General features: G+C 41.3%; 5 protein-coding genes and 1 pseudogene. 2 read left to right on the forward strand and 4 right to left on the reverse strand.

Annotated features, from left to right (window positions below; all coding sequences use genetic code 11):
- Position 1: 1 nt before the first annotated feature.
- Entirely contained in the window at positions 2-235 is a 234-nt protein-coding gene (rpmE, locus tag PX484_RS16620; protein ID WP_002801083.1) for a 50S ribosomal protein L31, read from the forward strand.
- A 342-nt stretch (positions 236-577) separates the two neighbouring features.
- Here the strand turns inward: rpmE and PX484_RS16625 are convergent.
- Together PX484_RS16625 and PX484_RS16630 are read right to left on the reverse strand one after the other, a co-directional pair.
- Positions 578-1,027: pseudogene (locus PX484_RS16625) on the reverse strand (transposase); the annotation flags it as partial.
- Complete coding sequence (locus tag PX484_RS16630) at positions 1,020-1,319, reverse strand: transposase (RefSeq protein ID WP_069475083.1); 300 nt, start codon at positions 1,317-1,319, stop codon at positions 1,020-1,022. The gene PX484_RS16630 and the pseudogene PX484_RS16625, both read right to left, overlap by 8 nt.
- 429 nt (positions 1,320-1,748) lie before the next feature.
- Between PX484_RS16630 and PX484_RS16635 the strand changes: the two genes are divergently transcribed.
- Complete coding sequence (locus PX484_RS16635; protein WP_287665035.1) at positions 1,749-2,879, forward strand: three-Cys-motif partner protein TcmP; 1,131 nt, start codon at positions 1,749-1,751, stop codon at positions 2,877-2,879.
- On the opposite strand, the gene PX484_RS16640 is transcribed toward PX484_RS16635, so the two are convergent.
- Positions 2,869-3,645, reverse strand: coding sequence for a DUF5131 family protein (locus PX484_RS16640; RefSeq protein WP_069475081.1), 777 nt, complete (start codon positions 3,643-3,645; stop codon positions 2,869-2,871). The genes PX484_RS16635 and PX484_RS16640 overlap by 11 nt on opposite strands.
- Before the next feature lie 248 nt (positions 3,646-3,893).
- Positions 3,894-4,813 (reverse strand): hypothetical protein (locus tag PX484_RS16645; RefSeq protein ID WP_288104820.1); only part of this gene is annotated, 920 nt, incomplete at its 5' end.

Consider the following 4,813-nt stretch of genomic DNA (forward strand, 5'->3'; position numbering starts at 1 on the left):
TATGCCGAAAAAAATTCATCCTACTTGGTATCCGGAAGCCAAGGTGATCTGTAATGGTGAACTGGTGATGACGGTGGGTTCGACAAAACCAGAAATTCATGTGGAGGTTTGGTCGGGTAATCATCCTTTTTATACGGGAACTCAGAAGATGATCGATACCGAGGGTCGGGTCGATCGCTTCTTGCGTAAGTACAAAATGGGTGATAAGTCAAGTAAAAAGGCCGAGCAGAAATAATTCTTTACTTTTGCCTTTTTGACCTGGTGGGGAGATTTTCCCGCCGGGTTTTTTGCTATCTTTAGGCTAGTACAGTCATTATAGAATCCATTTGGTATCTTAGGATACAGGCTCTCTTAGGTTTGGTGGGTAAAATGTATTTTAAGATACAGTATTGCTGGCGAGGGAGTGGAGGGAACCACAGAGACACAGAGGGCACAAAGATCGATCGATCATAGAGTAAGTTAAACTTATCACACAGAACCTAGAAGAGCCGGATACAGCTAATTGTCGTAGTAGAAGTCGAAGAAAACAGAGATGAATTTTGGTAGTGGAGTGTTCTAAAGTGCGCTCAAAATTTTTGACTAAAGATTTGCATCGTTCCATCCAAGAATTACTTCTTTCAATCACCCATCGAGTTTTTACAGGTACGAATCCTGATAAACCCTTCTCCGCTTTTTCGGTTTTTGACGGTTTTGGAGACAGTTCAAACTGAATTTTAGTCATTATCTCTGGATAGACCTTAACCAACTCTTTCTCTATTTTGTCAGGATGATAACCATTATCTAGAAGAATAGTCGTCTTAGACAGTTCCGACGGTTTTAACTTGAAATAGTCAATACCTAGAGTTAACAACTCAATCAATCCCTGGTCATCAGATAGGTTGGCGGGAGTACAATGAGCGAAAAAGGGAAAACCAAGACTATCCGTCCCTAGATGACGTTTAATTCCATTGGTGCACTTGTAGAAACAAAATCCTTTCGTCTCAACACTCGCATTACAGGTATTTTTGACGGCTTGAGAATCAATCATAATTAGATTCGTCCACAAGTTTTTTTTCTTGTTGTCGTAATCTGCGATGTAATTCTTCCATTATTTTTTGGATGATTCCCTGACTTCTCCACTGTTTATAATGCCAGAACACGGTGGAGTAGGGAGGGAAATCTTTCGTGAGGTCCCGCCAATTACCGCCATTTTTGAGTTGATAGAAAATCCCATCTAAAATCTGTCGTTTTGTCCATTTCGGGGGGCCAGTCAATTTCTTCTTTGGCAATAGCGGTTCTACGATAGACCACTCTTCATTCGTCATACTACTTGAGTACATTTTGGCTTACTCCAAAGTATCGATTTTCGGGGACGACTAGACGGTGGCGCATTCACTGACGGGGTTCAGACCAAAGTATTGCCGTTAAACAGGCTACAGACTCTCTTCCCTGAAACCTATAGTGGACAAGGTTTTCGCTTCACCTTTTCAGCCTAGCATCTACATTATAAAAGATACCAAATGGGTTCTATAAAACCGTTGTTCCCGCTAATCCTCTCGTACAGATGAAGATTACTGTTAAAACCATCGGTTCTCTCCTGCGCGGTAACGCTTTAGCTCCTTAAAATCAATTGATAACCAGAAAACCCAATCTCCCCATGGCGGTGGTTGGGTTTTCTTTTGGGTTGTTTCATCTCCTATCTTCTCTAATTTAAAAAAAAATAAGGTATGTTATACTAAATCCGTTGATTATAGGCTACATATTAGGATATGACTAAAAATTCCTTCTTCAATGAGCAAAAAGAACAGTCCTTGATCAAAGCTAGGATTGTTGAGAAATATTTCTGGGCTTGGGCAAAAGTTATAATTTCAAAAGTTAAGGGATCGTCTTCAGTCCAGAAAATCGCTTATGTTGACCTTTTTGCTGGTGCAGGACGATATAAAGATGGCTCAAAATCAACCCCAGTAAAAGTTCTAGAAACTGCCATCGCAGATCCAGATATGCGAAATATGCTGGTGTCGATCTTTAACGATGCCGATGTCGAAAAAGTTAATTCTCTTCAACAAGCTATAGATTCAATTCCGGGCATAGAAAATTTAAAATACCGCCCTCAAATATCAAAATATGAGGTTGGAGAGGACATAGTTAAAACCTTCCAAAGCATGAAATTAGTTCCCACTTTATTTTTTGTTGATCCTTGGGGTTACAAGGGACTATCTCTTCAACTTGTTAATTCGGTCGTCAAAGATTGGGGTTGTGATTGCATCTTCTTCTTCAATTACAATCGCATCAACATGGGTTTAAATAATGATGCAGTCAAAGAACACATAAATGCGCTATTCGGACAAGTAGGAGCAGATCAACTCCGCAAACGATTGAAAACATTTACACTTACTCCACAAGAGCGTGAGTTAACCGTTGTAGAATATATCTGTGAAGCCTTGAAAGAAATGGGGGGTAAATATGTTCTTCCATTTCGTTTCAGACATGAAATGGGAAATCGTACTAGCCATCACCTAATTTTTGTAAGCAAGCATCCTAAAGGCTATGAAATTATGAAAGAGATAATGGCTAAAGAGAGTTCTGAACAGACGCAGGGCGTACCATCTTTTGAGTATAATCCTGCAACTCTTCAACAACCATTACTCTTTGAGCTAACCAGTCCTCTTGATCAACTGGAATCTATGTTGTTGGACAATTTTTCAGGTAAAACTATGACGATGGCAGAGATTTACGACCAGCATCATCCGGGAAAACCGTACATTAAAAAGAATTACAAAACTGCCCTTAGCAATCTTGAATCTCAAGGAAAAATCACAGTACATTCACCCGAGGACAAAAAACGGCGAAAAGGAACGTTTGCGGATGATTTAAAGGTTACATTTCCAGTTAAGCAATAAGCTCTAATTTTTCTGAACGCCTCGCTGATTTAAGTGGGACACTTCCCCATGTTTGGATATGCTGATTCCAGGCATTAGGCATCTCGTCCCAGATTTTATCATCAAGTAATCTACCCCCTGCTTTCGGTGTCCTTCCCCCAACTTGTTTGAAAAAAAATGCTACCCCTGAATTTTGACATTGATTGCGGATATCCCTTGCCCAGTCAAGTTTCATCTGGCGATGTTTTTGCCCGGATTCTCCGCCGACAATAACCCAATCAATGCCAGTTAAATTAAGTTCTAGGGGTCCTAAAAGTGGCTCACATGAAATGAAACGCACTGAAACAGGAACTGTCCGAAGATATTCAATCCGATCTATGTGGTTTTGGTTCTCGACAGATACACCTAGCCAAATGTTTTCTGGAAAATCTAATTTAGACGCTAAATCACCTAAACGGCTTTGTCGCTTTGTTAAAATCTGATATATATGCCAAGGTGTTAAATGAATAACTGAGAAAACTTGTCTGATAAAGTCGAGAGGCACATCATCATGAAAAAGGTCACTCATTGAGTTGACAAAAACTCGACTGGGAGTGCGCCAACGTAAGGGTTCTTCCAATCTTTCTGGATGCAAAGTTAAGCTGAATCCATTGGGAAAGTTTTTGGGAAAACGCTGTGTAATAGCTTCGGCATAACAATGCAGACAGCCGGTGCTAATTTTATCGCACCCGGTTGTTGGATTCCACGTTTTATCAGTCCACTCAATACCAGTGTTTATACTAGACATATTTTAACTCCACAATCTATATCTATGACAGACGCTACCTGCCGATAATTAGCAATTTACTTGTACTATATCATTGTTTGACAAGTACAATTGTCGCCGCACTCACTTTCTACATTACGCAATCGTCAATGAGTTGCGGTGTACACAAAATATTACATCGTTTAACGAAAACAACAGGCGCTTACAGCCGGTGCTATGAAATCTAAGCGATGATCGCCTCACCTCAAATCTAGAGAACTAAGGCTCTCTTAGTACCATAATTCCGGAATCAGGTCATAATAACCAGCTTGGGGCGGTGGGTAAATACCCGCTTCGATTTTTTCGATAATAGTCGGCCAAGCTTGCCTAAAAGCGGCAGAGCGCTCGTTGGGGTGCAGAGTCCAACCCTTGGCATTGGTGAGAGTGGCGCGATAATAGTTGCTTTGTTCTAGGGAGCGAGAAACCATAATTTCCCAAGAGTCGAGTTTTCCTTTGCCGGTCAAAATATTGCCCCAAGCTTTTAAACCATCGGGTAAGTGATCGAGAAAGGTATTTTTATAAGAGCGCCAGAGGGGGGTCATCGGTAAAAGGCGATCATAGCGACGACAATTAAGTAGATAGGCACGACTGCCAAAAAATTTAAATTGATAGAATCCGTCGGTATTTTTCGTGCAAGGATGGGGAGAATAAATCGTACCATCGGGCCGCGGTGGACCGGACAAAGGACGCACAAACATCATTTCTGGATGGGTTTCCATTAACTCGATCCCTTCGCGGATCCAACTGTAATCCGGTTCTTGGTAGAGCATCATGTCACTGTCATAATGGACCATATAATCACTGCGACAGGACTCGATTTTGAAGATTGAGCCAAAAATCGGATAACCTTTGTAGTTATGGGTGGAACGGAGGGGACTGCCGAAATGCTTTTGATAGATACGCTGACGATAGCTGGGATCGTAGTTAAAATCCACTAGGCGATCGATTATGCCATCTTTAACTAATTTTTCGCCACAGGCTCTTAATTCCTCCATTGTACCCAGTCCGGGGCGATTAACCTTTTCCCCGCTTAAAGGGGCCGTATCAATAGCGAGTACCTTTTCCTGGAAGGGAAACTGACTCATTTTGACTAGATGAGGGATAGTATTCATCATAAACCAGACATCGGTTCGCGCCGTAAAAAACCAGA

The sequence above is a fragment of the Microcystis sp. M49636_WE2 genome, from assembly GCF_030065375.1.
Taxonomy (GTDB): domain Bacteria; phylum Cyanobacteriota; class Cyanobacteriia; order Cyanobacteriales; family Microcystaceae; genus Microcystis; species Microcystis aeruginosa_C.